Below are 26,596 nucleotides of genomic sequence, written 5' to 3'. Positions count from 1 at the left end.
CCGTGCGCGCCGATCTGGACATCATTCAGGAATGGATCCCCGCTGGCAGCCGGGTCCTCGACCTCGGTTGCGGCACCGGCGAGTTGCTTGCCTGGCTGCGTGATCACAAGCAGGTCACCGGCTACGGTCTGGAGATCGACCCGGACAAGATCGCCGAATGCCTGCTCAAGGACGTCAACGTCATCGAGCAGGACCTCGACGGCGGCCTGGCCAACTTCGCCAGCGACAGCTTCGACGTGGTGGTGATGACCCAGTCGCTGCAGGCCATGCAGTACCCTGATCGCATCCTCCAGGAGATGCTCAGGGTCGGGCGCCAGTGCATCATCACCTTTCCCAATTTCGGCCACTGGCGTTGCCGGCTGTACCTGGGGGGCAAGGGGCGGATGCCGGTCTCGGACTTCCTGCCCTACACCTGGTACAACACGCCGAACATCCACTTCTGCACCTTCGAGGACTTCGAGCGTCTCTGCCGCGAACAGCGCGCCCGGGTACTGGATCGCCTCGCTGTGGACCGCCTGCATCGCCATGGCTGGGCCAGTCGCCTGTGGCCCAATCTGCTCGGCGAGATCGGCATCTACCGGGTCAGCGCCCCCCGCCTGCACGAGCATCACGTCGCCATATGACGTAAGGCATGGGTGGCGCGCCCAGCCTGGGCGTGGCTTCGCGTACAATACGCCGCCCTTCCCAACGTGACACGGTGCCCTCATGTCCGACCTTACCGAACTGGTCCTCGCCAGCCACAACGCCGGCAAGCTCAAGGAACTCCAGGCCATGCTCGGCGACCGGGTGCGGGTGCGCTCGGTGGGTGAGTTCAGTCAGGTGGAGCCCGAGGAAACCGGCCTGTCCTTTGTCGAGAATGCCATCCTCAAGGCGCGCAACGCAGCGCGTCTGTCCGGCCTGCCGGCCCTGGCCGACGATTCGGGGCTGGCGGTCGACGCCCTCGGCGGCGCTCCCGGTATCTATTCCGCGCGCTACGCCGATGGTCAGGGCGACGCGGCCAACAACGCCAAGTTGCTCGACACCCTGCGTGACATCCCCGACGCCGAGCGCACCGCCCAGTTCGTCTGCGTACTGGCCCTGGTGCGCCACGCCGATGACCCGCTGCCGATCCTCTGCGAAGGTCTCTGGCCTGGCCGTATCCTGCACGCGGCCCAGGGCGAACACGGCTTCGGCTACGATCCGCTGTTCCAGCCCGACGGCGAAGCGGTCTCCGCGGCCGAACTGGCCCCGGCGGAAAAGAACCAGCGCAGCCATCGCGCCCGCGCCATGGCCCAGCTCAAGCAACGGCTCCAGCTGTGACCGATACCTTCGCCCTGCCGCCACTGGCGCTCTACGTCCATATCCCCTGGTGCGTGCGCAAGTGTCCCTATTGCGACTTCAACTCCCATGCCGCTGGCCCGACGCTACCGGAAACGGAGTACGTCGACGCCCTGCTGGCGGATCTGGACAACGACCTGATCCACGTCCATGGCCGGCCGCTGACCTCGATCTTCTTCGGGGGCGGCACACCCAGTCTGTTTTCCGCTGACGCCCTGGGCCGACTGCTGGAGGGCGTGGCCCGGCGGCTGGCCTTCGCGCCGGACATCGAGATCACCCTGGAGGCCAATCCCGGCACCTTCGAGCAGGCCAAGTTCGTCGCCTATCGTGGGCTGGGCATCAATCGGCTATCCATCGGCATCCAGAGTTTCCAGGACGCCAAGCTCAAGGCCCTGGGGCGCATCCATGGGCGCGACGAAGCCATCCGCGCCGCCGATCGGGCCCGCGCCGCCGGCTTCGACAATTTCAACCTGGATCTCATGCACGGCCTGCCGGAGCAGAGCGTCGCCGATGCCCTCGGCGATCTCGATCAGGCCATCGCCCTGGCGCCCACGCACCTGTCCTGGTACCAGCTGACCATGGAGCCCAATACGGTGTTCTGGAGCCAGCCGCCCGAGCTGCCCGAAGACGACACCCTCTGGGACATCCAGGAAGCCGGCCAGGCGCGCCTGGCGGCCGCCGGCTACCAGCAGTACGAGACCTCCGCCTATGCCCAGCCCGGGCGCCAGGCGCGGCACAATCTCAACTACTGGGGCTTTGGCGACTTCCTCGGCATCGGCGCCGGTGCCCACGCCAAGCTCAGCGCGCCGGATGGCAGCCTGATGCGTACCTGGAAGACCCGTCTGCCCAGGGACTATCTCGATCCGGCCAGGGCTTTCCAGGCCGGTGCGAAGCGACTGGAACCGGCCGACCTGCCCTTCGATTTCATGATGAACGCCCTGCGCCTGGTGGACGGGGTACCCGCCGCCTGGTATCCGCAACGGACCGGCCAGTCGCTGGACAGCCTGGCGCCCGCGCTGGCGGCGGCGCGGCGTACCGGCCTGCTGGCGGAAGACGCGGAGCGTCTGCGCCCAACGGCCCGCGGCCAGCTGTTCCTGAACGACCTCTTGCAATCCTTTCTACCTGACTGACGAGGAGCTCTGCCTTGGACTTCGTGCTCGACCATATCGCCGACCTCTCCCGCTGGAGCCGCAGCCACCTGGACGAGGTGGCCCTGGCGGTCACCGCTACCCTGCTGGTGCTGTTCGGCAGCCAGGTCAATGGCTTCATCCAGGCCCGCCTGGGCAGCCTGCCGACCGCCATCCGAATCCCGGCCTTCGCCCTGGCGAGCCTGGCCCTCTATGGCGCTGCCATGACCTTCCTGACGCCCTGGGTGGTCAAGGGGCTCGCGCAGTTCAACAACTACGCCCTGGCCCCGGTGCTGCTGATCGGCGTCTGCCTGCTGGGCGTGCTGGCCGAGCGCAGAGGCTAATAGAGCACCGGCGCATAGTCCGTGGTGCCAGCCAGCAGCAGCAGACTTTCCAGCGACTGTGGTCGGCCGAGCAGAAAGCCCTGAAAGGTATCCACGCCCAGGCTCTTGAGCAGTTCGAACTGCGCCTGGGTCTCCACGCCCTCGGCGACGATCTGCATGTTGAGCGCCCGGCACAGGCTGACGATACCGGCCAGCAATTGCCGCGAGCGCGCGTCACGATCCACCGACAGCAGGAAGCTACGGTCGATCTTGATGGTGTCGAACGACAGCCGGTGCAGATAGCTCAGCGACGAGTAACCGGTACCGAAGTCATCCATGGCCACGCGGAAGCCCTGGTCGCGCAGCCGGCCCAGGCGCCGTTCCGGCGTGCCGCGCTGCAGGAACACCGACTCGGTCACCTCCAGCTCCAGGGCCCGCGGCCGCACGCCAAACTCGGTGCAGGCGCGCTCCAGCACCAGGCCCAGCTCGTCATCCGCCACCTGACGTGCGGAGATGTTCACCGCCACCGGAATGTTCACCCCCGCCAGCTGCAAGTCACGGGCATAGGCAGCAGCACGCCGGATCGCCAGGCGGCCCAGGGAAGACGCCATGCCATTCTGCTCGGCCAGGGCAACGAAGACGCTGGGCAGCACCACCCCCACGCCGGGACACTCCCAGCGCGCCAGCAGCTCGGCACTGACCAGGCGCCGCTGGGCATCGAACTTGGGTTGCAGGACGAACTTGATTTCTTCCGCCTCGATGGCGGCATGCAGGTGGGCCAGCAGCGTGACCTTGCGCAACGCCTCGGCGGTGAATTCCGGATCGTAGAAGCGTGCCCGGCTCTTGCCGGCGCTCTTGGCCGCGTACATGGCGGCATCGGCATTGCTGAGCAGGGTCTCGGCGTTCTGCCCGTCCTCGGGGCTCAAGCTCAGGCCTATGCTGGCGGATACCCGGATATCGTGCTCGGTGATACGTTGCGGCCGGCCGACCACCTGCAACAGACGCTCGGCAATCTGGCGGGCCTGACTGCGACCGTCCACCGCGACGGCGGCGACGAATTCATCGCCACCCCAACGCGCCAGGAGTTCGCCCTCCCCCAGACTGTCCTGCAAAGAGGCGCCCAGGGTTTTGAGTAGCTCATCACCCGTCTCGTGGCCCAGGGAGTCGTTGACCTCCTTGAACCCATCCACGTCGATGAACAGCACGGCCAGGCTACGGTCCGGCGCCAGACCGCGCAGGCAGTCTTCGAAACGGCGATAGAAACCGGAACGGTTGGGCAGCTGGGTCAGGCCATCGCTCAGCGCCAGACGCTCCAGCGCCTGCTCGGCACGCTTGCGCTCGGTGATGTCACGCAGGCTGGCGATGACATAGCCCTCGGCTCCGCCTTCGCCGGCGAAACGACTGAGGCTGATCTCCATCGGCGTCGCGCGCTTGGCCGAGACATGGAAACTGGCCTCGGACAGCGCATAGCCATGGCGCTCGAAGGCCTGGATGGCCGCCTCCGGCAGCTTGATGTAATGCGACAGGTACTGACCGGACACGCTCTTGCCGGCGCTGAGCATCAGTCTGCACAGCGCCTCGTTGGCCTCGATGATCTGGCCACTTTCGCTCAGCACGGCCATGGCATCACGGCACAGCGCGAAAGCCGAGGCCATCAGGTTCAGCGAGCGCTCGGTACGCTGGCGGGCGCTCCGCTCGACCTCTAGCTGGCGCAGGGCGTCCATTTCGGCCAACGTGCCGTCCGACGGGCGGATCACCGCCCAAGCCCTGGCAGCTCGTGCTTATCGACTGACATCTCGCTTGTCCATGCGCATTACGACAGGCTGGGCCCATCAAAGCAAAACGCCATCATGCCAAGAGCCTGTCGACGGCTCAACCACTGCTCATCAGCGACACGCGGTCAGTCGAGGCGTGCGAACTTCAAATCCCAGACACCGTGCCCCAGTCGTTCGCCCCGGCGTTCGAACTTGGTGATGGGTCTCTCCTCGGGTCGTGGCACGTAGCCCGAGGCGTCGCCAAGGTTACGGAAACCAGGGGCAGCGTTCATGATCTCGAGCATGTGTTCGGCATAGGCCTGCCAATCCGTGGCCATGTGCAGCACCCCACCGACCTTGAGCTTCTGCCGCACCAGCTCGGCGAAGGCCGGCTGGACGATCCGACGCTTGTGATGGCGACTCTTGTGCCAGGGATCGGGAAAGAACAGCAGTACCCGGTCCAGACTGGCATCGGCCACACCCTGGCGCAGCACTTCCAGCGCATCGCAGCTGTAGACCCGCAGATTGGTCAGGCCCTGGGTCATGGCCCCGTTGAGCAGCGCACCCACGCCCGGACGATGCACCTCGACGCCGATGAAATCCTGCTCAGGTGCGGCGGCGGCCATTTCCAGGGTGGAATGGCCCATGCCGAAGCCGATCTCGAAGGTGCGCGATGCCTGACGCCCGAACACCTGGTCGAAATCCTGGAGGCCGTCGGCCAGGTCCAGACCGAACCGCGGCCAACCCTGGTCAAGGCCACGTTGCTGGCCTTCGGTCATGCGGCCTGCGCGCATCACGAAGCTCTTGATGGTGCGCAGGGGGCGGTCGGGGGTCTGGTCGTCTTGATGATCGGTCATGGCATTATCGATAGTGAGAAAAAGAGACGCCCGGCAGGGGCCGGGCGCATGGAGGATAGCTCCAGGCCTTAGTTGACCAGGCCATCCAGCGGCGAGGACGCGGTCGCATAGAGCTTGCGCGGCATGCGCCCGGCCAGATAGGCCAGGCGGCCGGCGACGATGGCGTGCTTCATGGCTTCGGCCATCAGCACAGGTTCGCGGGCGTGGGCAATGGCGCTGTTCATCAGCACGGCTTCGCAACCCAGCTCCATGGCGATGGTGGCGTCGGAGGCGGTACCCACCCCGGCATCCACCAGCACCGGCACCTTGGCCTCCTCGAGGATGATGCGCAGGTTGTAGGGATTGCAGATGCCCAGACCCGAGCCGATCAGACCGGCCAGCGGCATGACGGCAATACAGCCGATGGCTTCCAGCTGGCGGGCGACGATGGGGTCGTCGCTGGTGTAGACCATGACGTCGAAGCCGTCGGCCACCAGGGTCTCGGCCGCCTTGAGGGTCTCGATGACGTTGGGGAACAGGGTCTTCTGGTCAGCCAGGACTTCCAGCTTGACCAGGTTGTGGCCGTCGAGCAGCTCTCGGGCCAGGCGGCAGGTGCGCACCGCTTCCACCGCGTCGTAGCAGCCGGCGGTGTTGGGCAGGATGGTGTAGCGCTCGGGAGAGATCACGTCGAGCAGGTTGGGCTCGCCGGGATTCTGGCCGATGTTGGTGCGGCGCACCGCCACGGTGACGATCTCGGCACCGGAGGCCTCGATGGCCAGCCGGGTCTCTTCGAGATCACGGTACTTGCCGGTGCCGACCAGCAGGCGCGACTCATAGGTGCGCCCGGCCAGGGTCAAGGGAGTGTCTTTCATCTGGATTCCTCTTTCGCGGCTAGCCGCCGCCGATGGCGTGGACCACTTCCAGCCGGTCGCCGTCCACCAGAGCGGTGGTGGCGTGCTGGCTGCGCGGCACGATGTCGAGGTTGCGTTCCACCGCTACCCGCCGTCCGGTCAAGTCGAGACGCACGAGCAGGTCGGCGACGGTGGCACCGTCCGGCAATTCAAGGGATTCGCCGTTCAACAGGATCTGCATGGCAAAGGCATCGTCGCGGGGTGAGCCGGCATTCTACGCCGGTCGGGCGTTCATTGCAGCGGCGCCAGGCCGGGAACGACGGCCTGCGCTCGGTTAGAGGCTACTCAGGCGCCAGGCCAGTATGGCCAGGCAGGCCCAGCCCGCGAGAAAGCACAACCCGCCAAAGGGGGTGATGATTCCCAGCCGCGAGATGCCGGTCAGCGTCAGCAGGTAGAGGCTGCCAGAAAACAGCAGGATACCGGCGATGAAGAAGCCTCCCGCCCAGGCCACCAGGCGACCCTGGAAGTGCAACGACAACAGGGCGACGCCGAGCAGCGCCAGGGCGTGGATTAGCTGGTAGAGCACGCCGGTCTGGAACACGGCCAGGTAGTCGGCGGACAGTCGCCCCTTGAGACCATGGGCGGCGAAGGCACCGAGCCCGACGCCGGTGAACCCGGCCAGGGCGGCGAACAGCAGGAAGAGACGCAACATGGGTTTTACCGGGCGATGGAAGGAAAGCGCTGGTTATAATGGCCCGCTAACCGCCAAAGACCAAGCCGATGCTGCTCACCCTCCTCCGCCGTATCCTGCGTATCGCCCTCTGGTTCGCCGTCCTCAGTGCCGCCCTGGTGCTGCTCCTGCGCTGGGTGCCCCCACCGGGCAGCATGCTGATGGTCGAGCGCAAGGTCGAGTCCTGGATCGACGGCAAGCCCATCGACCTGCAGCGTGACTGGCGCCCCTGGAAGGAGCTGCCGGACGATCTCAAGATGGCGGTGATCGCCGGTGAAGACCAGCACTTCGCCGAGCACTGGGGGTTCGACATGGCGGCGATCCGCCAGGCCTTCAGCCACAACGAGGCCGGCGGCTCCCTGCGCGGCGCCAGCACCATCAGCCAGCAGACCGCCAAGAATCTCTTTCTCTGGAGCGGGCGCAGCTACCTGCGCAAGGCCTTCGAAGCCTGGTTCACCGTGCTCCTGGAAACCTTCTGGTCCAAGCAGCGCATCCTCGAGGTCTATCTCAACAGCGTGGAATGGGACGATGGCGTCTTTGGCGCCGAGGCTGCGGCCCGACACCATTTCGGCATAGGCGCGCCCTACCTGTCCGACCGCCAGGCCAGCCTGCTGGCCGCCGTGCTGCCCAATCCTCGCGAATGGAGCCCGAGTCGTCCGAGCGCCTACGTCGCCGAACGCGCCGCCTGGATCCGCCAGCAGGAGCGCCAGTTGGGTGGTAGCGACTACCTGCGGCGGATGACCGGGCAGTAGCGCCAGGCGCCGCAGGGTGGAAGACGGCGCCGCCTTTTCCAGCGGGATACCTGGCCCCAGCGAGCTGCCTAGGTAACGCTGAAGCTCACGCTTGGAAAACGCTGAGCAGCTTTCCATCTACCTGCGTTTAATCGCGGCCATGGGCCGCTCCTACGGATTCACCAGCACCTGTAGGAGCAGCCCATGGCCGCGATCATGATGTAGCTGGTAACGGAGCTAGATGATCGCGCCTTCTCGAACCGGCGCAAGAAAAGTTGCGCGGCTTTCCACCCCACCTGCGGTTTATCGCGGCTATGGGCCGCTCCTACAGCAGCGTGGGCCGGCAAACTTGGCTGCTTCGACGAACCGCGATAGCCACGACGGCTTTTCTCTCAGACATAAAAAACCGCACCCTGAGGTGCGGTTCTTCGAGCAAGGCGCGGATCAGGCGGCGATGTTGCCCTTGAGCTTGTTCATCGCGTTCTTTTCCAGCTGGCGGATACGCTCCGCCGAGACGTTGTACTTGGCCGCCAACTCATGCAGCGTCGCCTTTTCCTCGGCCAGCCAGCGCTGGTAGAGGATGTCGCGGCTGCGATCGTCCAGGCGTTCCAGGGCCTCGTGCAGATTGGCCGTGGAGCTGTCGGTCCAGTCGGCCTCTTCCAGCTGGCGCGCCGGATCGTAACGGCTGTCTTCCAGGTACTGGGCTGGCGACTGGTAGGCGGCATCGTCGTCGGCATCGCTAGCCGGATCGAAGGCCATGTCCTGACCGGTCAGGCGGCTTTCCATCTCGCGCACTTCCCGGGGCTCGACGCCCAGGGTTTCGGCCACGCGATGGACCTCGTCATTGTTCAGCCAGGCCAGCCGCTTCTTCTGGCTGCGCAGGTTGAAGAACAGCTTGCGCTGCGCCTTGGTGGTGGCCACCTTGACGATGCGCCAGTTGCGCAGGATGAATTCGTGGATTTCGGCCTTGATCCAATGCACGGCAAAGGACACCAGGCGTACACCCATTTCGGGATTGAAGCGTTTCACGGCCTTCATCAGGCCGACATTGCCTTCCTGGATGAGGTCGGCCTGAGCCAGCCCATAGCCAGAATAGCTCTTGGCGATATGCACCACGAAACGCAGATGCGCGAGCACCAACTGGCGGGCGGCCTCGACGTCTTCCTTGTAGAAGAGGCGCTCGGCCAGTTCACGCTCCCGCTCCGGAGTGAGCAGCGGAATGCTGTTCACCGAATGCACATAGGCTTCCAGGCTGGCGCCAGGAACCAATGTAGGAACAGGTTGCAACGAAGTGGTCATGCGAATCCTCCGATTCACTAAGCACTGGACAGTCTAACACTGATTTTTTGGACAGCGCCAGACTAGCCGAGGTTCCCTTAACCCCAGCTGAAAACCGCCCTGAAAGGCCTGTCACATCAGGGGTTTAGACCGTTTCCGGAGATGTCGGAAACGGTCGTTCGTCAGCGTGGAGCGAGCTCGCGCAAATGGCGGGCGACGGCCAACCAGGCGCCTATGTAGCCGAGCAGCACGGCGCCGATCAGCAACTGTAGCCCGTCTTCGACGGCAACGCTGCCCAGGGCGAAATCGCTGCCATAGAGGCCGGCCAGATCCAGCACCGCGGCGTTGAGCCAATTGAGGCCAAACACCAGCAGCGCCCAGGCGGCGATGCCGGCGCCCAGGCCGAACAACGCGCCCATGTAGAGGAAGGGCCGGCGCACGTAGCCGTCGGTGCCACCCACCAGCTTGACCACCTCGATCTCGGTACGGCGATTCTCGATGGCCAGGCGGATGGTATTGCCGATCACCAACAACAGGGCGATCACCAGCACCACGGTCAGGCCGAAGACGAAGCGCTCGCCCAGCTTGAGGATGGCGGTGAGACGCTCGACCCACTGCATGTCCAGCTGCACCTGCTGCACGCCGTTCATCTCGGCCAGCTGACTGCGCAGCATGTCGAGGCGGCTCTTGTCGACTTCCTTGGGCGTCACCGCGATGACGCCAGGCAGCGGGTTCTGCGGCAATTCGCGCAGCGCCTCGCCCAGACCGGCGTCCTGCTGCAATTCCTTCAAGGCATCGTCCGGACTGATCCAACGGGCCTCGGCCACATCGGGCAGGACCTTGATCTGACTCATCAGCACCTCGGCCTGGTCCTGACCGGTGCGCAGGTCGAGGAAGACCGAGATCTGTGCCGCGCGCTGCCAGGAGCCACCCAGGCGCTCGACGTTCTTCAGCAGCAGCGACACGCCCATGGGCAGCGCCAGGGCGATGCCCATCACCAGGCAGGTGAGAAAGGTACCTATGGGCTGCTGCACCATGCGCCTGAGGCTGTCCCTCAGGCCGGTGCGGTGGGCTTCGAGGTAGGCGTGCAGCGGGCTGCGCCAGTCGCTCTTGGGTTTCTTCGGGGCCTGGCGCTGCGGACGCTGGGGCTTGCCGCCCTGCTCCTGGCCACGGGGCAGTTCAGTGGCGCTCATGGCTGGCTCTCCTCTTCGTCGCCGATCAGGCGGCCGCGCTGCAGGGTCAGCATGCGATGGTGCAGGCGGGCGATGAGGGCATGGTCGTGGCTGGCGATCAGTACCGTGGTGCCCAGGCTGTTGATGTCTTCGAAGACACCCATGATTTCCGAGGCCAGGCGCGGATCGAGGTTGCCGGTGGGTTCATCGGCGAGCAGCAGGGCCGGGCGATGCACCACGGCACGGGCGATGCCGACCCGTTGCTGCTGGCCGGTGGACAGCTCGGCCGGATAGTCGTCGAGCTTGTCCTTGAGGCTGACCCGCTCCAGGGCGGCGGCCACACGCTTGGCGATCTCGGGCTTGGACAGGCCAAGGATCTGCAGCGGCAGGGCGACGTTGTCGAACACGGTGCGGTCGTACAGCAGCTGGTGATTCTGGAAGACCACTCCGATCTGCCGCCGCAGGAAGGGAATCTGCGCATTGGTGATGCGCGAGATGTCCTGGCCGGCCAGGGTCAGCTTGCCACCGGTGGGGCGCTCCATGGCCAGGATCAGCCGCATCAGGGTGCTCTTGCCGGCGCCGGAGTGACCGGTGACGAAGAGGATCTCGCCGCGTTCGGCACGGAAGCTCAGCTCCTGCAGGCCGACGTGACCGTTGGGATAGCGCTTGGAGACGCGGTCGAACTGGATCATGAGACGCCACGCTCCGCGAACAGGGCCTGGACGAAGGGACGCGCCTCGAAGGGCCGCAGGTCGTCGATGCCTTCGCCGACGCCGACATAGCGGATCGGCAGGGCGCTCTGCTTGGCCAGGGCGAAGATCACCCCGCCCTTGGCGGTGCCGTCGAGCTTGGTCAGCGCCAGACCGGTCAGGGGGACCGCATTGTGGAACTGCTTGGCCTGGTTGAGGGCGTTCTGGCCGGTACCGGCATCCAGCACCAGCAAGGTCTCGTGGGGCGCTGCCTCGTCCAGCTTGCCGATCACCCGGCGTACCTTGCGCAGCTCTTCCATGAGGTTGTCCTTGGTGTGCAGGCGGCCGGCGGTGTCGGCGATCAGCACATCGACGCCCCGGGCCTTGGCGGCTTGCACGGCGTCGAAGATCACCGAGGCGGAGTCGGCACCGGTGTGCTGGGCAATCACCGGGATGCGGTTGCGCTCGCCCCAGACCTGCAGCTGCTCCACGGCGGCCGCGCGGAAGGTGTCTCCAGCGGCCAGCATGACCTTCTTGCCTTCGTTCTGCAGACGCTTGGCCAGCTTGCCGATGGTGGTGGTCTTGCCGGCGCCATTCACGCCGACCACCAGGATGACGTAGGGCTTGTGCGAGGTGTCGATCACCAGCGGCTGCTCCACCGGCAGCAGCATCTCGGTAAGCTCCTGCTGCAGGGCCTGGTACAGCGCCTCGCTGTCGGCCAACTGCTTGCGCGCCACCTTTTGCGTCAGGTTGCGCATGATGACGCCGGTGGCCTCGACGCCGACGTCGGCGGTCAGCAGACGCGTCTCCAGCTCTTCGAGCAGGTCGTCGTCGATAGCCTTCTTGCCAAGGAACAGGCTGGCCATGCCTTCGCCGAGGCTGGCACTGGTCTTGGACAAGCCCTGGCGCAGGCGGGCGAAGAAACCCAGCTTGGCCGGTTCGGCGGCTGCCGCGACCACGTGCGGAGCAGGCTCGGGCTCCGGCTCGGGTTCAGAAGCCACGACCGGTTCGGGAACCGGGGGCAACGGCGCAGCGGGCACGACTGGCGCAGATGCGGGCTCTGCGACGGGCTCAGGAACAACCGGAGGCAGCGGCGTGACGGGTGCAACTGGTGCCGGGGCGGGCTCGGCGACCGGCTCAGGCTCAGGCTCAGGCTCAGGCTCCACGAACGGCTCTAGTTCGACCGGCGGCACGATGGGATCGGCCACCAGGGGCTCGACCAGCGCCGTCAGAGCAACCGGCGACGGCGCCTCCTCTTCGGCCACCGGTACCGGTGCCATCGAGGGAATCGCCTCAGGCGGCTCGGGCACTGGCTCCGGATGCTGCACCGGCTCGCTGGCCAGCGGCTCGGGCAAGCGCTCTTCCGGCGTGGCTGCGGGCACTTCGGCAGGCGTTTCTACGGGTTCGGCGGTCTTCTTGCGGAACCAGCCGAACAGGCCTTTCTTCTCCGTGGGGGGAGACTTCTTGTCGTCGGATCCAAACATGCGGGGCTCTGTATCGAACGGACGATCAGGCTGCGGGAGCTCCGCCAGGCGGCGCTCGACCGTCAGGCATGGCCGTCGGGAAAAGGGATGCGTATCCTAGCAGCCTGCCGGGCGGAAGACCTCCCCGTCGGCGAAAAACGCGCGACCGTCCCCAGGACGCAGCCGCTTCGTCCCCTACCGCGCTACAAGGCCTGCTCTCGCAATGCCCGCCTCCCGCTCCCGTCGGACCACCCTGGTCGCCCTGCTCGGCCTGCTTCCTACCCTCGCCCTCGCGGCTGCCAGCCAGCAGCACACCGAGGAGTTCACCCTCGACAATGGCCTGAAGCTGGTGGTCCGCGAAGATCATCGGGCACCGGTCGCCGTGGTGCAGCTCTGGTATCGCGTGGGTTCGAGCCTGGAGGCGCCCGGCGCGACCGGGCTCTCCCATGCCCTCGAACACCTGATGTTCAAGGGCAGCCGCAAGCTGGGCGCGGGCGAGGCCTCGCACCTGCTGCGCGACCTGGGCGCCGAGGAAAACGCCTTCACCACCGACGACTACACCGTCTACTACCAGCTGCTTGCCCGCGACCGCCTGCCGGTCGCCCTGGAGCTGGAAGCCGATCGCATGGCTCATCTGCTCCTGGCGCCCGACGAGGTCACCCGGGAACTGGAAGTGATCAAGGAAGAACGCCGGCTGCGCACCGATGACCGCCCGGAGGCACTGTCCTTCGAGCGCTTCAAGGCGGCGGCCTACCCTGCCAGCGGCTATCGCAACCCCACCATCGGCTGGCCCCAGGACCTGCAGCGCCTGACCGTGGACGACCTCAGACGCTGGTACCACGCCTGGTATGCGCCCAATAACGCCACCCTGGTGGTGGTGGGCGATGTCGAACCTGCGGTGATCCGCGCCGAGGTGCAACGCTGGTTCGGCGCCATCCCCCGCAGCGATCTGCCCGCACCCAGGCGTCCGCTGGAACTGCCTGCGCCAGGTGAGCGCCGCCTGGCCTTGCAGGCCCGCGAGGTACCCAGCCTGCTGATGAGCTTCAACGTGCCCAGCCTGGCCACCGCCACCCAGCCGCGCGACGCCTATGCCCTGCAACTGCTTGCCGCCCTGCTCAGCGGCGGCTCGGGCGCACGTCTGCCCAGTCGCCTCGAACGGGGGCAGGAAGTGGCCAGCAGCGTGCGCGCCGCCTATGGCGCCTACACCCGCGGTGACAGTCTGTTCCTGCTCAGCGGCATGCCCAATACCCAGCGCGGCAAGACCCTCGAGCAGCTGGAAGCAGCCTTCTGGGACCAGTTGGACACCCTCAAGCGCGAACCACCCAGCGCCGAGGAGGTGGCACGGGTCCGTGCCCTGCTGGTGGCCGGGCTGGTCTATGGCCGCGACTCCATCACCGCCCAGGCCAGCAGCATCGGCCAGCTGGAAAGCGTCGGCCTCGGCTGGCGCCAGGGGGATCTGCTGCTCGATGAGCTGGGCAAGGTCACCCCCGATGACCTCCGCCGGGTGGCCCGCACCTACTTCACCCGCGAGCGCCTGACCCTGGGCCAGCTGCGTCCCGAACCCGCCGCGGAGGCCCGTCGATGAAACGCCTGCTCAGCCTTTCGCTGTGCCTGCTCGCGGGCTGCCAGGCCCCTTCGCCGGTGGGCGACCTGGCGCGCGCCTATCCCGCCGTGGATAGCCTGAAGACCCTCAAGGCGGCACCGCCCTTGGGCCGCCAGCTGGATATCCAGCGCTGGCGTACCGCCGAGGGCGCCCAGGTGCTGTTCGTGCCGGCGCCGGAATTGCCGATGTTCGATGTACGCCTGATCTTTGCCGCCGGCAGCAGCCGGGACGGCGCCAGCCCAGGCCTCGCCATGCTGACCAACGGCCTGCTCAACGAAGGCACCCCGGGACGCGATGCCGGCGCCATCGCCGATGGCTTCGAGCGCCTGGGCGCCGACTTCAGCAACGGCGCCTATCGCGACCAGGCCGTAGCCGGCCTGCGCACCCTTGCCGATCCCGCCCACAGCGAGCCGGCCCTGGCACTGCTCGCCGACGTGGTCGGCCGCCCGACCTTTCCTGCCGAGGCCATCCAGCGTATCCGCGACCAGCTGCTGACCCTGATCGCCGCCAGTCGCCGTGAACCGGCGAGCCTTGCCGGCGAGGCCCTGCAGCAGCGCCTCTATGGCAGCCACCCCTATGCCCACTCACCGCTCGGTACGGCAGCCAGCCTGGCACGCCTCGATGCCGCCAGCCTGCAGGCCTTCCATGCCCGGGCCTATGCCGCCGGCAATGCCGTGATCGCCATCACCGGCGATCTGGATCGCGCCCGGGCCGAACGGATCGCCGCCCAGCTGTCGCGTGCCCTGCCCCACGGCCCGGCGCTGCCGCCGCTGCCCGCGCCGGTCCCCGCCGTACCGGCACAAGTGGCGCTGGAGCTCCCGGCCCAGCAGACCCGCCTGCTGCTCGGCCAGCTCGGCATCACCCGCCGCGATCCCGATTACGCGGCCCTGTTCGTCGGCAACCAGATCCTTGGCGGCGGCGGTTTCGGCAGTCGCCTGATGACCGAATTGCGTGAACGCCGTGGCCTCACCTATGGCGTCAGCTCGGGCTTTACACCGATGCGCCAGCCGGGCCCCTTCACCATCGGCCTGCAGACCCGCGCCGAACTGGGCGATGCCACCCTGGCGCTGGTCCGCGACCTGCTGCGCGACTACCTGGCCCAGGGCCCGACCCAGGCCGAACTGGACCGCGCCAAGCGGCAGATCGAAGGCAGCTTTCCGCTGACCAATGCCAGCAACGGCGCCATCGTCGCCCAGCTGGGCAATATCGGCTTCTATGACTTGCCCAGCAGCTACCTGGACGACTTCCTCCAGCAGGTCCGCAGCCTAACGGTGGCCCAGGTGCATGCCGCCCTGCAGCGTCACCTGGATCCGGCCAACTTCGTGGTGGTCACCGCCGGCCCCCGGGTCGCCCAGCAACCGCTGCCGCCGCCTCGCCCCCTTCCCACCTTGCCGCCCAGCGGCGTTCCGGAGCACTAGCATGGCCCAGAAGCCCGCCAACCAACTGCGCATCATCGGTGGCGACTGGCGCAGCCGGCGCTTCGCCTTTCCCGATGCCCTGGGCCTGAGGCCCACCCCGGATCGGGTGCGCGAGACCCTGTTCAACTGGCTGGCCGTGGTGACGCCCGGCGCCCGAGTCCTGGACCCCTTCGCCGGCAGCGGTGCGCTGCTGCTGGAAGCCCTCTCCCGCGGTGCCGGTCAGGCCCTGGCCTTCGACCTCAACGCCCAGGCAGTCAATGCCCTGCGCGGTCATCTGCAGACCCTGGGCTGCGCGCACGCCGAGGTACGCCAGACCGATGCCCTCCAGGCGCTGGCCAAGCCGGTGGAGACGCCTTTCGACCTGGTGTTTCTCGACCCGCCCTTTGGCAAGGACCTGCTGGAGCCGGCCTGCGCGGCGCTGGAAACCCAGGGCTGGCTCGCCGCAGACGCCTGGATCTACACCGAGAGCGAAACCCAGCCCTCCCGGCTGACCCTGCCCGCGACCTGGCAGCTGCACCGCGAGAAAAAGACCGGCAACGTCCACTACGCCCTCTGGCACCGCCAGGCGTGAGCGGCGCACCCTTTCGGCCGGCACGCTGGCTACCCGGCCCACACCTGCAGACCCTCTGGGGCTCGTTGTGGCGGCATCTGCCGCCCATCACCCGACCACGCGAACGGCTGTGGCTGGAGGATGGCGACTTCCTGGATCTGGACTGGTATCACGCCGAGGACCCACGGGCGCCGCTGGTGCTGATCGCCCATGGCCTCACCGGCAGCTCCGGCTCCCACTATGTGCTCGGGCTGCAATTCGCCCTCGCCGCCCGCGGCTGGGCCAGCGTCGGCCTCAACTGGCGTGGCTGCTCTGGCGAGCCCAACCGCCTGCCGCGCGGCTATCACTCCGGCGTCAGCGACGACCTGGCGGCGGTGGTCCGCCACCTGCAGATCAGCCGCCCGGACGCACCGCTGTATGCCGTGGGCTTCTCCCTGGGCGGCAATGTCCTGCTCAAATACCTGGGCGAACACGGCGCGCAAAGCGGACTGAGGGCCGCGGCGGCGGTCTCGGTGCCCTTTCGCCTGGACCTCTGCGCCGATCGCATCGGCATCGGCTTCTCGCGTATCTATCAGCGGCACTTCATCCGTGAACTGGCGCGCTACGTGCGCGACAAGCAGGCGCTGTTCGATCAGGAGCGCCACCCCGAGCAGCACGAGATCCTCGCGCGCCTGGGGCCACCCGAAGGGCTCAAGACCTTCTGGGATTTCGACGACAAGTACACCGCGCCGCTGCACGGCTTTCGCGATGCCCAGGACTATTACCGACAGGCTTCCAGCCGCTACTACCTGGGCGGCATCCGCATCCCCGCCCTGCTGATCCAGGCCGAGGACGACCCCTTCATCGGCACCGACGCCTTGCCAGCACGCGCCGAACTGGCGCCCGGCACCCTGTTCGAGCGCCTGCCCCATGGCGGACACGTGGGTTTCATCGGCGGCACCTTCCGCCACCCCGATTACTATCTGGAAAGACGCATTCCCGACTGGCTGGTCAGCCAGCAGACCTCGCCATCCGGCCGATAAACGCCCACGGGTCGGCGATCCCGCCCCCTGTCGCCTTGGCCTCACCCCGCCCCTGAGCTACCATCCAAGCCCCAATAGCTTCGCCCCCAGGACAGCGTCATGAACCGAGTGCTATACCCCGGCACCTTCGACCCCATCACCAAGGGCCATGGCGATCTGGTGGAGCGCGCCTCGCGGCTGTTCGACGAAGTCGTGGTGGCAGTAGCCGCCAGCCCCAAGAAGAACCCCCTGTTTCCGCTGGAGCGGCGGGTAGAGCTGGCCAAGGCGGTAACCGCGCACCTGCCCAATGTCGAGGTGATCGGCTTCAGCTGCCTGCTGGCCAATCTGGTGGAACAGCAGAAGGCGACCATCATCCTGCGCGGCCTGCGCGCGGTGTCGGACTTCGAGTTCGAATTCCAGCTGGCCAACATGAACCGGGTACTGGCGCCCCAGGCGGAAAGCATGTTCCTGACCCCCTCGGAACACTATTCCTACCTGTCCTCCACCCTGGTGCGCGAGATCGCGGCCCTCGGTGGCGACGTGACCAAGTTCGTCCATCCCACCGTGCATCAGGCACTGCTGGAGCGTTTTGCGCCGGCAAGCTGATTAACCCCAAGGACTGTCGGGTGCAGCCGGCGCGCGGATGGGGCAAAATGCGCGCCTGACTTTTGGATCGCTGCGCGTTCGCGTGGCGAGGAGCCGACGATGTCCCTCATCATTACCGACGATTGCATCAACTGCGACGTGTGCGAGCCCGAGTGCCCGAACGGCGCCATTTCCCAGGGCACGGAGATCTACGTGATCGATCCGAACCTGTGCACCGAGTGCGTGGGGCACTACGACGAACCCCAATGCCAGCAGGTCTGCCCGGTGGACTGCATCCCTCTCGACGAGAACCACGTCGAGACCAAGGAGCAGCTGCACGACAAGTATCTGAAGATCAGCGGCCAAGCTTAAGCAGCCAGGCCTGGCACCAGGGCCTATTCGGTACGACCGTACCCGCTCTGGGTGCAGCCGAGGCAGCGCACGAAGGCCGCCTTGCCCGGCTCGACCACCAGGGCCTTGCCGGCCTTGCCGATGTTACCGCCCGCGGCGGTGAATGGCAGGCTGACCACGAAAACCCCCGCCCCGATCACGGTGGCGGCGATCAGCAGTGGCCGTGCGATCAAGAGATCACCGATCATGGAAAAGGCGGCGGGAGCCTGGGCTTCACCAAATGCCTGGTCGGCGGTCTGATACTCGGTGACGTCACCCTGAGCCTGCTGTGCCTGCGCCGGCAGGACCTGCATCGTCAGGGTCAGCGCCAGCACGGCAGCCAGGCTACGGAACGGATTCATACGGCTGATCCCTTGCGCGGTAGTGATGGTGGTCCCTGAACTATAACAGGCCGCCCGCACTTGTCATGCGAGCGGTCCCCAGACGTCATTCGGCGCGGACGACCGGCTGCGGCGCACGGCGGTAGGCGTAGACCATGAGTGCGATACCGCCCAGCACCATGGGCACGCAGAGCACCTGGCCCATGGTCAGCCAGCCCCAGGCCAGATAGCCGAGCTGGGCATCGGGCACTCGCACGAATTCGACGATGAAGCGGAAGATGCCGTAGCAGAGTACGAACAGGCCGGACACGGCCATGGTCGGCCGCGGCTTGCGCGAGTACAGCCAGAGGATCACGAACAGCGCCACGCCTTCCAGGGCGAACTGGTAGAGCTGCGAGGGATGGCGCGGCAACTGGGCCGGGTCGCTGTAGGGCGGGAAGATCATCGCCCAGGGCACATCGGTAGGCTTGCCCCAGAGTTCGGCGTTGATGAAGTTGCCGATGCGACCGGCACCCAGGCCAATGGGCACCAGTGGCGCGATGAAATCCATCAGTTCGAAGAAGCCCTTGTTGTGGCGCTTGCCGAACCACCAGACCGCCAGGATCACCCCGAGCAGGCCGCCGTGGAAGGACATGCCGCCCTTCCAGACCTCGAAGATCAGCGTCGGATTGGCGATGTACTCCGCCAGGTTGTAGAAGAGCACATAGCCGAGCCGTCCCCCGGCGATGACCCCCAGCGCCACCCAGAACACCAGATCCGACAGGGTTTCGCTGGTCCAGCGCGGATCGAAGCGATTGAGCCGGCGCTTGGCCAGCCACCAGGCACCGCCGATGCCCACCAGGTACATGAGGCCGTACCAGTGGATCTTCAGCGGCCCCAGCGACAGGGCCACCGGGTCTATTTGCGGATACGGCAGCATGGTGCCTCCTTGACAGGGATCAGAGTAGAAAATTGAGGCCGACGCCAGACAGCAAGGCGAATGGACGCTTGAGCAGCCGCGGCGTTCAACCCATCCAGGGCGCTACCGAAGACGCTGCCCAGGGGCATCCGAGCGAACAGCCGCCAGCACACGGCGCCGAGCTGATGATGGGCGCAGACGAAAGGGAGCGAAGTGGAGACGCTGGTGGCCAGCGAGGTCCCCACCGCCAGGTGGGCAGGGATGTGCGGATCGAGTTCCGTGGCGGTAGAACGGTAGGCCAGCACCGGCATGATGATCAGGCAGCAACTACCTCTGATCAGACCGGCCAGCAACCCGGCGCAGACGCCAGGCACCAGGAAGAGCAAGAGATCCATCATCACCTCGGGCGCAGGAGGCGGCATGGTACGCCGCTGCCTGCCCGGCGGAAAGCGGCCTTCCCGCCGGGCACGCTCAGCTCTGGACGCTGGCCGCCGGGTTGATCACCCGGCCCAGTCCGAGGTTACGCAAGGCCAGATGCAAGGCGCTGTGGATGACCTGGGGGTTGTCGATCTGGCGCATCTGCTGCACCAGCTCCCGGGCCTTCTCCAGGGTGACCTGGCGCAGCAGCCATTTCACCTTGGGCAGGTTGGTGGCGTTCATCGACAGGGTGTCGAAGCCCATGCCCATGAGCAGCACCGCCGCCGCCGGATCGCCAGCCATTTCGCCGCAGATGCTCACCGGCACTCCTTCGGCATGGGCGCCATCGACCACCTGTTGCAACGCCTGCAGCACCGCAGGGTGGAAGTAGTCGTAGAGATCGGCCACCCGCGGATTGTTACGGTCCACCGCCAGCAGGTACTGGGTCAGGTCATTGGAGCCCACCGAGATGAAATCCACCTGGCGCGCCAGATCGCGGGCCTGGTAGACCGCCGAGGGCACCTCGACCATCACACCCACGGGCGGCATGGGAATGTCGACGCCTTCGTCGCGTACTTCGCACCAGGCGCGGTGCAAGAGGTGCTGGGATTCCTCTACCTCGTGCACACCGGAGATCATCGGCAGCATGATGCGCAGGTTGTTCAGCCCCTCGCTGGCCTTGAGCATGGCGCGGGTCTGTACCAGGAAGATTTCCGGATGATCCAGGGTGACGCGGATACCGCGCCAGCCCAGGAAGGGGTTGTCTTCCTTGATCGGGAAATAGGACAGCGCCTTGTCACCGCCGACATCCAGGGTGCGCATGGTCACCGGCGCCGGATGGAAGGCGGCCAGCTGCTCACGGTAGATCGAGAGCTGCTCCTTTTCGCTGGGAAAACGCTCGTTGACCATGAAGGGGACTTCGGTGCGATACAGCCCGACCCCTTCGGCCCCGCGCTGCTGGGCACGGGCCACGTCGGCCATCAGGCCGGTGTTGACCCACAGCGGCATGCGATGGCCGTCGAGGGTCTCGCAGGGCAGACTGCGCAGGGCATCGAGGCCCTGGGTCAGCTGGCGCTCCTCCTCCACCACGTCGCCATACTGCTTGATCAGCGTCGGCGAAGGGTTGGTGAAGATCTCGCCGTGGTAGCCATCGACAATGAGGTCGATGCCGTCCACCTTGGAATACGGCAGGTCCACCGCGCCCATGACGGTGGGCACGCCCATGGCGCGCGCCAGGATGGCCACGTGGGAGTTGCCCGAACCCAGTACCGAGATCAGGCCGACCAGACGCCCCTCGGGCACCTCGCCCAGCATGGCCGGCGAGAGTTCCTCGCTGACCAGGATGGTGTTTTCCGGATAGATCAGGCAGGCCTGGTGCGCCTGTTGCAGATAGGCGAGCAGCCGGCGGCCCAGGTCTCGCACATCGGCGGCCCGTTCGCGCAGATAGGCGTCGTCCATCAGCTCGAAGCGCTGGACGTGCTCCATCACCACCTGGCGCAGGGCGCCCTGGGCCCACTGGCCACTCTTGATGATGGTGGTCACCTCGTTACCGAGGGCGGCGTCGTCGAGCATCATCAGGTAGACGTCGAACAGCGCCTGCTCTTCCTTGCGCAGCTGGGTGGACAGCCGCTTGGAGAGCGCCTTCATGTCCGCCCGTACGCCTTCCAGCGCGGTGCGGAACAGCTGCAGCTCGGCGTCGATGTCGGTCACCGTCTTGTCGGGGACCACTTCCAGGTCGGCTGGCGGCAGGACCACCACCGCCTTGCCGACGCCGACCCCGGGCGAGCCGGGAATGCCGACGAAGCGCGCTTCCTGGATCCCCTTGCCCTGCCGATCCAGACCACGAATGGTCCCGGTGGCCTCGGCATGGGCGATCACCCCGGACAGCTGGGCGCTCATGGTGACCAGGAAGGCTTCCTCGCCCTCGTCGAACTGACGACGTTCCTTCTGCTGCACCACCAGCACGCCCATGACGCGTCGGTGGTGAATGATGGGTGCGCCGAGGAAGGACGCATAACGTTCCTCACCGGTTTCAGCGAAATAGCGGAAGCGCGGGTGGCTGGCGGCGTCTTCGAGGTTGAGCGGCTCTTCACGCGTCCCGACCAGGCCGACCAGGCCTTCGTTGGGCGCCATGCTGACCCGGCCGATGGATTTCTTGTTCAGGCCTTCGGTGGCCATCAGCACGAAACGATTGGTATCCGGATCCAGCAGATAGACGGAGCAGACCTGCGACTGCATGGCCGCGCGGACGCGCTGCACGATGATGGACAGTGCCGACCCCAGATCCTTGGCGGCATTGACCTCCTGGACGATCTTGCGCAGAACTGCAAGCATCTAGCGCCTCCGCAGCCGACGCCCGGCGGAGCCGCCGGCGTGCATCACGTGTCGTTCATCCTGCATGACCACAGCTTCTCCTCACCACTTTCGCACCGGCCGTACCGGTAATCAGGCCAGCAAGCGGGGTGCCAACTCCTTGAGCGCCCGCCGATAGACCTCACGCTTGAAGGTCACCACCTGGCCCAGGGGGTACCAGTAGCTTACCCAGCGCCAGCCATCGAATTCAGGCTTGCCCGTCACATCCATCCGCACCCGCTGCTCTTCCGCGGTCAGACGCAACAGAAACCACTTCTGCTTCTGGCCGATGCACAGCGGACGGCTGTGGGTACGCACCATGCGCTGCGGCAGTCGATACCTCAGCCAGCCCCGGGTACAGGCCAGGATACGGACATCCTCGGGGCTCAGCCCCACTTCTTCGTTCAGCTCCCGGTACAGCGCCTCCTCGGGCGTTTCCCGGTCATCGATCCCACCCTGGGGAAACTGCCAGGCATCCTGGTTGATACGGCGGGCCCACAGTACTTGGCCAGCATCGTTGGCGAGAATGATGCCGACATTGGGGCGAAAACCATCAGCGTCGATCACGGCTGCCACCCTTGAAAAATATCGTTGCCCGCATTGTTCCACAAAGCCCGACAGCCCAGCAATGCAAGCTCCGGACCGACCGGGGCGCGGCCGACCGGCGCAGGGTCCGGGGGAACGGCGCGGCCTGCAAAAGCCCGCATTATGGTGGCCGCTAGCTGAACATCGGCTTAAAGGCAGGCAATCGTCGCGCGCTAGCGAAAATGCCGCTGCACGGCCATGTAGACCGCCAGCGCCAGACCGATCCAGCCAACCAGCCAGAAATAGTCGAGATAGCCCAGCACCTGGCTCTGGCGGGTGACCAGGCTGGAGATCTGCGCCAGGGCGCTATCGGCACCGGTGGCCTGCCGATAGCGTTCCTCATAGGCCTGGTAGGTCTGGGCATAGGGATTGACCGAGGCGCTGAGCACCGAGGCATGGAAGGCGTCGCGCCACTGCAGGAAGACGTTGGACAGGACGATGCCCATGGGCATCACCAGCTGCTGGGTCATGTTCTTGATCTGGTAGGCCTGGCTGAAATAGGCCGGTTCGACGCGCATGAAGGTGTACATGATGATCACCGCGAAGGTGCCGATCAGGTAGGTGCCATGCATCATCAGACCCGGCACCAGTTGCTGATAGAGGGGCACGTCGGCGTGCTGCCGCACCATCCAGAAGCCGTAGCCGGCCAGCAGCAGATAGCCCGCCACCAGGTACTTGCGAAAGCCGCCCCAGGGAAAGCGCTCGCGCAGCCGCACCGAGGTGATCATCAGCAGGGGCGCCAGACCGCACAGCCAACCGAGCGCCATGACCCCACCGGCGGTATAGACCGGCAGCTGCAGGCCGTTGACCACGTACTGGGGGATGATGAAGTTGTAGGCCCCGAGCAGGAAGTAGTTGAGCATCATGAACAGCATGCCGGCGAGAAACCCGGGGGTGATGGCGTGCTTGAAGTCCAGGGTCGGCCGCGCGAGGCCTCGCTCGTAATAGACGTACAGCCCGAGGATGGCGACTCCCAACAGCAGCTCCAGCGCCAGCCATAGGCCGTCGCTGAAGAAGTCGAAGGCCAGCCGCTGGGTGGTGGTGGTCAGCAGCAGGCTGCCACCGGCCAGCAGCATCATGGACAGCAGCGAGGGGGCGCCGGAATTCTCCAGCGGATGGGAGCGCCGGGGTAGCGACAGCCAGGCACCTAGCGCGACCAACCCACAGGCCAGCGCCGGCACCAAGAAGATGGCGCGCCACTGATGGCCTTCCAGCAATTCCGCGGTGGTAAAGGAGGCCAGCGCACCCCCCAGGGGCACGCCCGAGGCAAAGGCACGAATGCCGGTCGGCAACTGGGGACCGGAGAAATACATCTGCACCAGTACCCGCGCCCCGGCAAAGAAGGTGGCGGCGCCGGCACCCATCAGTACCCGACCGACGATGAAGGTCGGCAGATCGCTCGCGACCAGGCAGCACACCTGGCCGACCAGGTGGATGCCGACGGCGGTGAAGATCAGGTTGCGATAGCCCAGGCGCTGGGCGAACCACTGGTGCGGGGCGCTGGTGACGATGACGGCGGCACTGTAGCAGGCGGTTGCCAGGCTGTAGCTGCGCTGGTCGATGCCCAGGCCGCCGTAGACATAGCGATTGGCCAGGGCGATGGAGAGATTGTCGAGAAAGTACACCAGCACCATGAGGGTGATGCTCAGCAGCAGCAGGCCGCGGTGATGGGGGCGATCGGTGTCGTCGGCGTACATGAAGACCCAGGGCTGGCACGAAGGGGGCCAGTCGTGGACCCTGCGTCTGGCATGGGGTTCAGAGACCGCGTTGTCGCAGCCTCCGCCAGGTGATGCGAATCGCGTCCTGGATCAGCCGGGCAGCAGCGCCCGCACCTCGGCGAGCATTTCGTCCGGCACCTCCAGCCAGCCACGGGTGGTATTAAGAGCGCGCGCCGCATAGCGGCGCTGCGACGGCAAGCGGGCGCCCTGGGCCTCAATGCCGGCGAACAGCTGTTCGGCACGCTGCTGATAGTCGGCCACCGCCGCGCCGAGAAACCGCTGGGGATCGAAGGCCAGGATGAGTTCGCCGTGATAGGGCAATCCGCCCGCTCCGGCGTCGAAGGCCGAGGACTCCGGACTAGTGAGATCGCCGATCAGCGGTCCGGCGAGCAACTCGATCATGGCCGACAGCGCCGAGCCCTTGTGGCCACCAAAGGTCAGCATGGCGCCCTCCTCCAGCACGGTGCGGGCATCGTTGCTCGGGGCGCCCTCGGCATCCACTCCCCAGCCCTCGGGCAGGGCCTTGCTGGCGCGACGATGCAATTCGATTTCGCCGCGAGCCACCGCACTGGTGGCGAAGTCGAAGACGAAGGGCTGCCCTTCCGGCCGTGGCCAGCCGAAGGCGATGGGATTGGTGCCGAACAGCGGCCGCCGCCCACCCGCCGGAGCGACATAGGCCTGGGTGGGATTGCACGCCAGAGCCACCAGGCCGCGGGCGGTAAGGGCTTCCATTTCCACCCAGAGCGCCGAGAAATGCACGCAGTTGTTGATCGCCAGGGCCGCCAGGCCGCAGGTGCGCGCCTTGGCATCGAGCAGTGGCAGACCGGCGTGAAAGGCCAGCGGCGAGAAGCCACCCCCGGCATCGACCCGGACGATGGCCGGTGCCACGTCCTCGACGCGGGGAACGGCATCCGGCACCACCTTGCCGGCCTTCAGCGTCTTGACGATGCCCAGCAGTCGGTAGATGCCGTGGGAGGCACAGTCATCGCGCTGGCCGGCCACCATCATGGCGGCGATAGCCGCGCCCTGCGGTTGACTGAAACCCTGGGCCGCGAGCACCTCCTCGGCCAGTTGCTGCAGCTCTTCCGGGGTCATCTGGGCCATGGTGGCGCTCCATCGGGAAAACCCCGACTATGCCGCAACCGGCCGCGCCCCGCTCGTTCGACTTGGGAGTGGACACGCCGATCCCGGCATAGTCAGCCCTGGTGGTAGCGTCCCGACAACTCGTGCACGGCTTCGATAAAGGCGCCGGCATGGGCCGGGTCCACCTCGGGAGTGATGCCGTGACCCAAATTGAAGACGTGACCGCTGCCCTGGCCGTAGCTTTCCAGGATGCGCCCCACCTCGGCACGGATGGCCGCCGGCTTGGCATAGAGCACGCTCGGGTCCATGTTGCCCTGCAGCGCGACCTTGCCGCCGACGCGACGGCGCGCCTCGCCGATGTCGCAGGTCCAGTCCAGGCCCAAGGCCTCGGCACCGCTGTCGGCCAGGCTTTCCAGCCAGAGACCGCCATTCTTGGTGAAGAGGATCACCGGCACGCGCCGTCCTTCATGCTCGCGGAGCAGACCGGCCACGATCTTGCGCATATAGGCCAGGGAAAATTCCTGGTAGGCCGCGGCGGACAGGTTGCCGCCCCAGGTATCGAAGATCTGCACCGCCTGAGCACCGGCGCGGATCTGGCCGTTGAGGTAGGCGGTGACCGCCTGGGCCAGCTTGTCCAGCAGCAGGTGCATGGCCTCGGGGGTGTCGTAGAGCATGGCCTTGGCCTTGCGGAAATCCTTGCTGGAGCCGCCTTCGATCATGTAGGTGGCGAGGGTCCAGGGACTGCCGGAAAAGCCGATCAGGGGTACCCGGCCGTCCAGCGCCGTGCGGATGGTGCGCACGGCGTCCATCACGTAGCCCAGGTCGGATTCGGCATCGGGAATCGGCAAGGCTTCGATGTCCGCCGGGGTATCAATCACCTTGCGAAAGCGCGGGCCCTCGCCGGTCTCGAAGTAGAGACCCTGACCCATGGCATCGGGGATGGTGAGGATGTCGGAGAAGAGGATGGCCGCATCCAGGGGATAGCGCTCCAGCGGCTGCAGGGTCACCTCGCAGGCGAATTGCGGGTTCTTGCACAGGCTCATGAAGTCACCGGCGCGGGCCCGGCTGGCGCGGTATTCGGGCAGGTAGCGCCCGGCCTGGCGCATCATCCACACCGGGGTGACGTCCACCGGCTGCTTGAGCAGGGCACGCAGGAAACGGTCGTTCTTCAGGGCAGTCATGGCGACATCCGGCAGCAAAAGTGCCGGCATTGTCGCAAAGCGGCTGGCAAAAGGCACGGCAGGGGGTCGTGCCTTTTGTCTATCGGGGTGATGGGGTGGTAGTTGTCTTCGCGAAATGGCAGCCGCGTGGAAATCGCTGCGCGGTTTTCCACCCTACGTAGCGGTGCGGCCCCTCCTACAGGATCAGGATGTCCTGTAGGAGC

Annotated in this window: 28 protein-coding genes; 11 read left to right on the top strand and 17 right to left on the bottom strand. The window is 66.4% G+C overall.

The annotated features are described in order from the left end of the window. Positions 1-2: 2 nt before the first annotated feature. From metW to APT59_RS03290, 4 genes are all read left to right on the top strand, one after another. The gene (gene metW / locus APT59_RS03305; protein ID WP_059313539.1) at positions 3-623 is read left to right on the top strand and encodes a methionine biosynthesis protein MetW; all 621 of its coding nucleotides are present in this window, start codon (positions 3-5) and stop codon (positions 621-623) included. An 82-nt stretch (positions 624-705) separates the two neighbouring features. Then, positions 706-1,299, top strand: coding sequence for an RdgB/HAM1 family non-canonical purine NTP pyrophosphatase (rdgB, locus tag APT59_RS03300; protein ID WP_059313538.1), 594 nt, complete (start codon positions 706-708; stop codon positions 1,297-1,299). Further along, positions 1,296-2,447 carry a radical SAM family heme chaperone HemW gene (hemW, locus tag APT59_RS03295; protein WP_059313537.1) on the top strand — a complete coding sequence of 384 codons (1,152 nt, stop codon included), beginning with the start codon at positions 1,296-1,298 and terminating at the stop codon, positions 2,445-2,447. The genes rdgB and hemW overlap by 4 nt, the downstream gene beginning before the upstream one ends. 14 nt (positions 2,448-2,461) lie before the next feature. Then, positions 2,462-2,788, top strand: a complete 327-nt coding sequence (locus tag APT59_RS03290) for a DUF3392 family protein (RefSeq protein WP_059313536.1) — start codon at positions 2,462-2,464, stop codon at positions 2,786-2,788. Here APT59_RS03290 and APT59_RS03285 read toward each other — a convergent pair. From APT59_RS03285 to APT59_RS03265, 5 genes are all read right to left on the bottom strand, one after another. Further along, a complete protein-coding gene (locus APT59_RS03285) occupies positions 2,785-4,491 on the bottom strand; it encodes a putative bifunctional diguanylate cyclase/phosphodiesterase (RefSeq protein WP_059313535.1) in 1,707 nt (568 codons plus the stop codon). The two genes, APT59_RS03290 and APT59_RS03285, sit on opposite strands and share 4 nt — an antisense overlap. Before the next feature lie 176 nt (positions 4,492-4,667). Continuing rightward, complete coding sequence (gene trmB / locus APT59_RS03280) at positions 4,668-5,339, bottom strand: tRNA (guanosine(46)-N7)-methyltransferase TrmB (RefSeq protein WP_217265992.1); 672 nt, start codon at positions 5,337-5,339, stop codon at positions 4,668-4,670. 107 nt (positions 5,340-5,446) lie between these two features. Next, on the bottom strand, positions 5,447-6,229 hold the full coding sequence (locus APT59_RS03275; protein WP_059313533.1) for a thiazole synthase: 783 nt from the start codon (positions 6,227-6,229) through the stop codon (positions 5,447-5,449). Between the two features lie 19 nt (positions 6,230-6,248). After that, on the bottom strand, positions 6,249-6,449 hold the full coding sequence (gene thiS, locus APT59_RS03270) for a sulfur carrier protein ThiS (RefSeq protein WP_017640999.1): 201 nt from the start codon (positions 6,447-6,449) through the stop codon (positions 6,249-6,251). A 93-nt stretch (positions 6,450-6,542) separates the two neighbouring features. Beyond that, positions 6,543-6,920 (bottom strand): DUF423 domain-containing protein, encoded by a 378-nt coding sequence (locus APT59_RS03265; protein WP_059313532.1) that lies wholly within the window; start codon positions 6,918-6,920, stop codon positions 6,543-6,545. A 68-nt stretch (positions 6,921-6,988) separates the two neighbouring features. On the opposite strand from APT59_RS03265, the gene mtgA reads away from it, so the two are divergent. Then, the gene (gene mtgA / locus APT59_RS03260; RefSeq protein ID WP_059313531.1) at positions 6,989-7,690 is read left to right on the top strand and encodes a monofunctional biosynthetic peptidoglycan transglycosylase; all 702 of its coding nucleotides are present in this window, start codon (positions 6,989-6,991) and stop codon (positions 7,688-7,690) included. 423 nt (positions 7,691-8,113) lie between these two features. Here mtgA and rpoH read toward each other — a convergent pair whose 3' ends face one another. The 4 genes from rpoH to ftsY all read right to left on the bottom strand — a co-directional run bounded on the left by rpoH (position 8,114) and on the right by ftsY (position 12,292). Next, positions 8,114-8,968: an RNA polymerase sigma factor RpoH gene (gene rpoH, locus APT59_RS03255; RefSeq protein ID WP_026083834.1), complete on the bottom strand. Its 855-nt coding sequence runs from the start codon at positions 8,966-8,968 to the stop codon at positions 8,114-8,116. 161 nt (positions 8,969-9,129) lie between these two features. Then, the gene (gene ftsX, locus APT59_RS03250) at positions 9,130-10,140 is read right to left on the bottom strand and encodes a permease-like cell division protein FtsX (RefSeq protein WP_059313530.1); all 1,011 of its coding nucleotides are present in this window, start codon (positions 10,138-10,140) and stop codon (positions 9,130-9,132) included. Beyond that, entirely contained in the window at positions 10,137-10,811 is a 675-nt protein-coding gene (ftsE, locus tag APT59_RS03245; RefSeq protein ID WP_007161647.1) for a cell division ATP-binding protein FtsE, read from the bottom strand. The genes ftsX and ftsE overlap by 4 nt, the downstream gene beginning before the upstream one ends. Then, entirely contained in the window at positions 10,808-12,292 is a 1,485-nt protein-coding gene (ftsY, locus tag APT59_RS03240; RefSeq protein ID WP_059313529.1) for a signal recognition particle-docking protein FtsY, read from the bottom strand. The genes ftsE and ftsY overlap by 4 nt, the downstream gene beginning before the upstream one ends. Before the next feature lie 202 nt (positions 12,293-12,494). Here ftsY and APT59_RS03235 point away from each other — a divergent pair, with 202 nt between their 5' ends. The 6 genes from APT59_RS03235 to APT59_RS03210 all read left to right on the top strand — a co-directional run bounded on the left by APT59_RS03235 (position 12,495) and on the right by APT59_RS03210 (position 17,800). Then, entirely contained in the window at positions 12,495-13,856 is a 1,362-nt protein-coding gene (locus APT59_RS03235; protein ID WP_059313528.1) for a M16 family metallopeptidase, read from the top strand. After that, the gene (locus tag APT59_RS03230; RefSeq protein ID WP_059313527.1) at positions 13,853-15,292 is read left to right on the top strand and encodes a M16 family metallopeptidase; all 1,440 of its coding nucleotides are present in this window, start codon (positions 13,853-13,855) and stop codon (positions 15,290-15,292) included. The genes APT59_RS03235 and APT59_RS03230 overlap by 4 nt, the downstream gene beginning before the upstream one ends. Position 15,293: 1 nt before the next feature. Continuing rightward, positions 15,294-15,863 (top strand): 16S rRNA (guanine(966)-N(2))-methyltransferase RsmD, encoded by a 570-nt coding sequence (gene rsmD, locus APT59_RS03225; RefSeq protein WP_059313526.1) that lies wholly within the window; start codon positions 15,294-15,296, stop codon positions 15,861-15,863. Continuing rightward, on the top strand, positions 15,860-16,864 hold the full coding sequence (locus tag APT59_RS03220; RefSeq protein WP_059313525.1) for a hydrolase: 1,005 nt from the start codon (positions 15,860-15,862) through the stop codon (positions 16,862-16,864). Before rsmD ends, APT59_RS03220 begins: the two co-directional genes overlap by 4 nt. A 99-nt stretch (positions 16,865-16,963) precedes the next feature. After that, positions 16,964-17,449, top strand: a complete 486-nt coding sequence (coaD, locus tag APT59_RS03215) for a pantetheine-phosphate adenylyltransferase (protein ID WP_059313524.1) — start codon at positions 16,964-16,966, stop codon at positions 17,447-17,449. Positions 17,450-17,548: 99 nt separating this feature from the next. Beyond that, positions 17,549-17,800, top strand: a complete 252-nt coding sequence (locus APT59_RS03210) for a YfhL family 4Fe-4S dicluster ferredoxin (protein WP_059313523.1) — start codon at positions 17,549-17,551, stop codon at positions 17,798-17,800. Positions 17,801-17,823: 23 nt separating this feature from the next. Here the strand turns inward: APT59_RS03210 and APT59_RS03205 are convergent, their stop codons facing one another. From APT59_RS03205 to hemE, 8 genes are all read right to left on the bottom strand, one after another. Further along, complete coding sequence (locus APT59_RS03205) at positions 17,824-18,180, bottom strand: hypothetical protein (protein ID WP_059313522.1); 357 nt, start codon at positions 18,178-18,180, stop codon at positions 17,824-17,826. Between the two features lie 85 nt (positions 18,181-18,265). Then, positions 18,266-19,078: a prolipoprotein diacylglyceryl transferase gene (gene lgt, locus APT59_RS03200; RefSeq protein ID WP_059313521.1), complete on the bottom strand. Its 813-nt coding sequence runs from the start codon at positions 19,076-19,078 to the stop codon at positions 18,266-18,268. Next, entirely contained in the window at positions 19,057-19,479 is a 423-nt protein-coding gene (locus APT59_RS03195) for a TSUP family transporter (RefSeq protein WP_237140566.1), read from the bottom strand. Before APT59_RS03195 ends, lgt begins: the two co-directional genes overlap by 22 nt. 49 nt (positions 19,480-19,528) lie before the next feature. Next, on the bottom strand, positions 19,529-21,808 hold the full coding sequence (gene ptsP, locus APT59_RS03190) for a phosphoenolpyruvate--protein phosphotransferase (protein WP_059313520.1): 2,280 nt from the start codon (positions 21,806-21,808) through the stop codon (positions 19,529-19,531). A gap of 111 nt (positions 21,809-21,919) precedes the next feature. Continuing rightward, on the bottom strand, positions 21,920-22,393 hold the full coding sequence (locus tag APT59_RS03185) for an RNA pyrophosphohydrolase (protein ID WP_059313519.1): 474 nt from the start codon (positions 22,391-22,393) through the stop codon (positions 21,920-21,922). Positions 22,394-22,584: 191 nt separating this feature from the next. Continuing rightward, a complete protein-coding gene (locus tag APT59_RS03180; RefSeq protein WP_059313518.1) occupies positions 22,585-24,108 on the bottom strand; it encodes an MFS transporter in 1,524 nt (507 codons plus the stop codon). Positions 24,109-24,219: 111 nt separating this feature from the next. Then, the gene (locus tag APT59_RS03175) at positions 24,220-25,233 is read right to left on the bottom strand and encodes an Ldh family oxidoreductase (RefSeq protein WP_059313517.1); all 1,014 of its coding nucleotides are present in this window, start codon (positions 25,231-25,233) and stop codon (positions 24,220-24,222) included. A 92-nt stretch (positions 25,234-25,325) separates the two neighbouring features. Beyond that, entirely contained in the window at positions 25,326-26,393 is a 1,068-nt protein-coding gene (gene hemE, locus APT59_RS03170) for a uroporphyrinogen decarboxylase (protein WP_059313516.1), read from the bottom strand. Between the last annotated feature and the right edge of the window lie 203 nt (positions 26,394-26,596).

This window comes from Pseudomonas oryzihabitans, assembly GCF_001518815.1.
In the GTDB taxonomy this organism is placed as follows: Bacteria; Pseudomonadota; Gammaproteobacteria; order Pseudomonadales; family Pseudomonadaceae; genus Chryseomonas; species Chryseomonas oryzihabitans_E.
The sequence above is the reverse complement of the archived record's forward strand: the minus strand, read 5'-3'. Positions and strand labels throughout refer to the sequence as shown.

Bases quoted from the DNA above. Each gene is read 5' to 3' on its own strand.
- rdgB (WP_059313538.1), top strand. From the start codon at position 706: ATGTCCGACCTTACCGAACTGGTCCTCGCCAGCCACAACGCCGGCAAG.
- APT59_RS03285 (WP_059313535.1), bottom strand. From the start codon at position 4,491: ATGGACGCCCTGCGCCAGCTAGAGGTCGAGCGGAGCGCCCGCCAGCGT.
- APT59_RS03275 (WP_059313533.1), bottom strand. From the start codon at position 6,229: ATGAAAGACACTCCCTTGACCCTGGCCGGGCGCACCTATGAGTCGCGC.
- thiS (WP_017640999.1), bottom strand. From the start codon at position 6,449: ATGCAGATCCTGTTGAACGGCGAATCCCTTGAATTGCCGGACGGTGCC.
- APT59_RS03265 (WP_059313532.1), bottom strand. From the start codon at position 6,920: ATGTTGCGTCTCTTCCTGCTGTTCGCCGCCCTGGCCGGGTTCACCGGC.
- mtgA (WP_059313531.1), top strand. From the start codon at position 6,989: ATGCTGCTCACCCTCCTCCGCCGTATCCTGCGTATCGCCCTCTGGTTC.
- rpoH (WP_026083834.1), bottom strand. From the start codon at position 8,968: ATGACCACTTCGTTGCAACCTGTTCCTACATTGGTTCCTGGCGCCAGC.
- ftsX (WP_059313530.1), bottom strand. From the start codon at position 10,140: ATGAGCGCCACTGAACTGCCCCGTGGCCAGGAGCAGGGCGGCAAGCCC.
- ftsE (WP_007161647.1), bottom strand. From the start codon at position 10,811: ATGATCCAGTTCGACCGCGTCTCCAAGCGCTATCCCAACGGTCACGTC.
- ftsY (WP_059313529.1), bottom strand. From the start codon at position 12,292: ATGTTTGGATCCGACGACAAGAAGTCTCCCCCCACGGAGAAGAAAGGC.
- APT59_RS03235 (WP_059313528.1), top strand. From the start codon at position 12,495: ATGCCCGCCTCCCGCTCCCGTCGGACCACCCTGGTCGCCCTGCTCGGC.
- APT59_RS03230 (WP_059313527.1), top strand. From the start codon at position 13,853: ATGAAACGCCTGCTCAGCCTTTCGCTGTGCCTGCTCGCGGGCTGCCAG.
- rsmD (WP_059313526.1), top strand. From the start codon at position 15,294: ATGGCCCAGAAGCCCGCCAACCAACTGCGCATCATCGGTGGCGACTGG.
- coaD (WP_059313524.1), top strand. From the start codon at position 16,964: ATGAACCGAGTGCTATACCCCGGCACCTTCGACCCCATCACCAAGGGC.
- APT59_RS03210 (WP_059313523.1), top strand. From the start codon at position 17,549: ATGTCCCTCATCATTACCGACGATTGCATCAACTGCGACGTGTGCGAG.
- APT59_RS03205 (WP_059313522.1), bottom strand. From the start codon at position 18,180: ATGAATCCGTTCCGTAGCCTGGCTGCCGTGCTGGCGCTGACCCTGACG.
- lgt (WP_059313521.1), bottom strand. From the start codon at position 19,078: ATGCTGCCGTATCCGCAAATAGACCCGGTGGCCCTGTCGCTGGGGCCG.
- APT59_RS03195 (WP_237140566.1), bottom strand. From the start codon at position 19,479: ATGCCGCCTCCTGCGCCCGAGGTGATGATGGATCTCTTGCTCTTCCTG.
- ptsP (WP_059313520.1), bottom strand. From the start codon at position 21,808: ATGCTTGCAGTTCTGCGCAAGATCGTCCAGGAGGTCAATGCCGCCAAG.
- APT59_RS03180 (WP_059313518.1), bottom strand. From the start codon at position 24,108: ATGTACGCCGACGACACCGATCGCCCCCATCACCGCGGCCTGCTGCTG.
- APT59_RS03175 (WP_059313517.1), bottom strand. From the start codon at position 25,233: ATGGCCCAGATGACCCCGGAAGAGCTGCAGCAACTGGCCGAGGAGGTG.
- hemE (WP_059313516.1), bottom strand. From the start codon at position 26,393: ATGACTGCCCTGAAGAACGACCGTTTCCTGCGTGCCCTGCTCAAGCAG.